General features: G+C 35.8%; 2 protein-coding genes. Both read left to right on the top strand.

The features are described from left to right. Window positions 1-112 precede the first annotated feature (112 nt). Window positions 113-1,579, top strand: coding sequence for an IS21 family transposase (gene istA, locus HCJ45_RS14775; RefSeq protein ID WP_200222257.1), 1,467 nt, complete (start codon window positions 113-115; stop codon window positions 1,577-1,579). Further along, a complete protein-coding gene (gene istB, locus HCJ45_RS14780; RefSeq protein ID WP_038407971.1) occupies window positions 1,576-2,307 on the top strand; it encodes an IS21-like element helper ATPase IstB in 732 nt (243 codons plus the stop codon). Before istA ends, istB begins: the two co-directional genes overlap by 4 nt. Window positions 2,308-2,362 lie beyond the last annotated feature (55 nt).

The raw sequence follows: 2,362 nt of genomic DNA on the forward strand, positions 1-2,362 counted from the left end.
TGTTTATGCTAATTTAAAAAGGGGCCACTTTTTATAGGTGCGATGGTTGAAAAAGGGACCACTACTAACTCACAATAAGTAAAGAGTCAGTTTACTTATTGGAGGTCCTGGAGTGATAAAATTTATGGATAAATTAACCATCATACGTCTATTAGAAGGTGGGCGTTCTCAACGATCTGTCGCAAAAGAATTGGGACTAAACCGAAAAACGGTTAGTCGTTATTGGAGACAATATCAAATTGCACAACGAAACTTAGAAAATGACCCAGCAGATCCTATGAAAAAAGAGGCATTAACTGCCCCCCCTACTTATCAATCTAAGAATAGAAAACCAAGGAAATATACTCCTGAAATCGACCAACGGGTCGAAGAAATACTTGCCTTTGATCAGTTAAAAGCAAAACAGTTGGGTCCTCATAAACAACAATTAACGATTGTTGCTATTCACGAAATACTAGTATCTGAAGGGTTTGACATTGCACAGAGTACTTTACGTCCTTATGTTCGAGAAAAAGTCCAAGCAAAAAAAGAAGCTTATATCAAGCAATTATATCCTTTAGGCTATCGGGCAGAATTTGATTTTGGAGAAGTAAAATGTTTGATCAATCAACAAAAACGAACGTTAACTATCGCTGTATTTTCTTGTCCTGCTTCTGGTTATCGCTGGGGGAAACTTTATGAATCGGCGAACCAACAAGTGTTTCTTGATGCACATATCCGTTTTTTTGAACACCTCAAAGGTGTTTATTCAACAGTCGTTTATGACAATATGCGAAATGTAGTTAAACGTTTCATAGGTCCACATGAAAAGGAGCTCAATGATGAATTAGTAAAATTAGCTCTTTACTACCGTTTTGAACCAATTGTAACCAATGCATTTAGTGGTCATGAAAAAGGACACGTAGAAAAAAGTGTCCAGGTTCTCCGAAGAAAAGCATTCATTAAACAATATGAGTTTGAATCAATTGAACACGCTCAAAAACATCTAGATCAGGCAATGATTGAACTGAATTCAGCTTCAACAATTGTGGTGGAACAAGCTCAGTTACAAGCACTGAGAGGAAGTTATGATTATGGTGTAACAACAAAGCAAACCGTAGACAAATATAGTTTTGTACATGTAGACGGAAATTATTACTCTGTGCCAGATTATTTAGTTGGTCAAAAAGTTACCGTAAAGCGTTACCTCAATGAACTAAAGATAGTGGGTTCTAGTCAAGTTATCGCTACACATACCATTCAAAAAGGAGAAAAACAATATTCCATTGATATTCGACACTATTTAACCACATTTTTACGAAAACCTAAGTCACTAGAGCATTCACTTGTATTGAAGAAAGCACCTAAGCTTCATCGCTGCTTCCTTCTGTATTACCAAAAGACTCCACGGAGGTTTCTTCAATTTATTGAACAACACTTGGGAGATTCCATAGACCAACTCATTCTACAGTTGGAAGAAGAAGCAATAAAAGACCAAAAGGTCTTTAAAACTTTGCCGGGTCGTGCAGTAAATGAAGCAAGAAATCAATTGCAAGAATACAATGTGATCCATCAGGTGAGAAAGGTGATAAATAAATGATTGAAACATACGCTAAACAACTAAAACTTCCTTATTTAAAAAGAAATTATTCGGCTTTGATCCAGCAAGCAATTGATCTTGATCAAAGTTATGAAGAATTTATCACTCAAGTACTTACAGTAGAACTTGAGCAACGACAAAACAATCGAATCCAAACATTGATACGTCAATCAAAATTACCAAGTAAAGTTACTTTTGATGATTATATGGATAGCCATTTAGAAACCAAATTGAAGAAGCAAATCAAAGAACTGAAAACCTTACGTTTTATTGAACAAAAAGAGAATCTTATTCTAATGGGAAATCCAGGCGTTGGAAAAACACATTTAGCGACTGTTCTTGGAATGGAAGCTTGTCTTTCAGGTAAAAGTGTTCTATTTACCAATATTCCCAATCTAGTCATCGAATTAAAAGAATCTATGAGTGCCAATCAACTAAATTTTTATAAACGTCGATTTGGCAAATACGATTTAGTTATCCTAGATGAATTAGGTTATGTTTCATTTGATCAAGTTGGTAGCGAAATACTGTTTAATCTTCTTTCCAATAGAACAACTGCTGGTTCTATGATTATTACAACAAATCTGTCATTTGATCGTTGGGAAGAAACTTTTAAAGATCCAATGCTTACGGCAGCTATGGTGGACCGTTTGGCCCATCGGGCCCATGTATTGGATCTCAGTGGTCCATCTTTTCGTGTAGAAGATACCAAGAATTGGCTAAAATAATTTTTTGGCCCCTTTTTGAATCATCCGATGGCCCCTTTTTCAGTTGCGTTTAACA

The sequence above is a fragment of the Listeria immobilis genome (assembly GCF_014322845.1).
GTDB classification, from domain to species: Bacteria; Bacillota; Bacilli; order Lactobacillales; family Listeriaceae; genus Listeria; species Listeria immobilis.

Excerpts from the sequence above, each read along its gene's own strand:
- istB (WP_038407971.1), top strand. The coding sequence starts at position 1,576 with ATGATTGAAACATACGCTAAACAACTAAAACTTCCTTATTTAAAAAGA.